Annotated in this window: 1 protein-coding gene; it reads right to left on the bottom strand. The window is 40.5% G+C overall.

Translation table 11 applies throughout. The features are described 5' to 3' along the window. Positions 1-118: 118 nt before the first annotated feature. Positions 119-1,239, bottom strand: a protein-coding gene (locus ACWIHY_RS40375; RefSeq protein WP_454381755.1) for an IS3 family transposase whose coding sequence is annotated in 2 segments (ribosomal slippage) — positions 119-996 and positions 996-1,239 — 1,122 coding nt in all. Because the reading frame shifts where the segments join, the coding sequence is not laid out codon by codon here. Position 1,240: the final 1 nt, after the last annotated feature.

The following is a 1,240-nucleotide window of genomic DNA, read 5'->3' on the forward strand; positions in this document are numbered from 1 at the left end:
ACCTTATTCAAATTGTACAGAAGTAACCGATTCAGTCGCGTCCTTTTTGTATGCAGAAGAAAAACCGCTGGCCACAGGGGACTGACCCCCGTTTTTGAGACAGGGATCAAAACACCTTTTAAACAGCCAATTGCCGATAATTTATCGGTGATTGGTTGTTTAGTTTCGTTTGAATACGAATATTGTTATAATAATGAATGTATTCTATGACAGTGCGTTCTACGATGGCGGTCGTGGTTCGATCAATGCTGTTAAGATAGAACGTTTCAGACTTTAGTGAGGAATGAAACGATTCGATGGAGGCATTATCAGCGGGTGTCCCTTTGCGGGACATGCTCATGGTAATGCCTTTTGTTTTAACAGCTTTCTGATACTCGTAAGATGTATACACAGATCCTTGGTCACTATGTAACACGCAGTTCTCAGGCAGTGTTGGCAGTTGATCAAGTGTGTGTAAGACAAAGTCTGTGTCCTGCTTATCTCCAATCGTAAAAGCAATCACTTCTCCATTATATACATCCAATATACTGGAAAGGTACAATTGTTTCTGTCCATAAGGCAAATACGTGATGTCTGTTACTAGTTTTTCAAGAGGATGATCAGACTGAAAGTTCCTATCTAATATATTGTCGACCACGGCATATGGCTGCCCATTCTTCTTGCGCTTTTTCACCTTAACCCGGCACTGCCACTGATTTTTCTGCATAATACGCTGAACCGTTTTATGGTTAATACACATTCTCTTTTTTAATATAGCTGTGATTTTTCGATATCCATATCGATACTGGTGCTCTCGGCACAACGTGCCGATTTGTTTTTCTAAATGGCGCTTGGGATGATCTTTCTTCAGATTCTTCTTCCAACGATAATAAGACGAGCGAGAGATACCTAAATGAATACAGATATCCTGCACGGTCATTGTGCTGTGCAATTCTTCTACAAGTTCGACTGACGTTTGGCTATCAACTTCCTTTCCAATTCGTTGTACTTTTTTAACACTTCATTCTGTTGTCTCAGATATCGATTCTCTGCCTGCAGTTTCTCTAATTCGGAAGAATACTCCGGACCTTTTCCATAAGTGTATTGCTTACCAACAGGCTGTTCAAATCGATGTGTATCACCAGCCTTATACCATCTGACCCATGTCTTAATCTGCGTATTATTTTTGATATTCAACTCCTGCATGATCTCTTTCATAGGTACGCCTGCCAATCTCATTTCTACAGCCTTCTGTTTCACT

This window comes from Streptomyces sp. NPDC055287, from assembly GCF_053646035.1.